The sequence below is a fragment of the Roseateles sp. AC306 genome (assembly GCF_979253795.1).
Window position 1 is genome coordinate 1 of sequence record NZ_CEEDEB010000075.1, and the last position, 277, is coordinate 277.

Below are 277 nucleotides of genomic sequence, written 5' to 3' on the forward strand. Positions count from 1 at the left end.
GTTTGGCGTGAAGCCCGCCTGGTTCAGCGATCCGACCACCGCCCGCACGATGCTAATTATCGTCAATACCTGGCTGGGTTATCCGTACATGATGATCCTCTGCATGGGCTTGCTGAAAGCGATTCCGGACGATTTGTATGAAGCCTCAGCAATGGATGGCGCAGGTCCGTTCCAGAACTTCTTTAAGATTACGCTGCCGCTGCTGATTAAACCGCTGACGCCGCTGATGATCGCCAGCTTCGCCTTTAACTTTAACAACTTCGTGCTGATTCAACTG

The 277-nt window shown here is 52.3% G+C and carries 1 protein-coding gene; it reads left to right on the forward strand.

All coding sequences use genetic code 11. From position 1 onward, the window contains the following. Positions 1-277 (forward strand): ABC transporter permease subunit (locus AC0IZJ_RS28455; protein ID WP_471855615.1); only part of this gene is annotated, 277 nt, incomplete at both ends.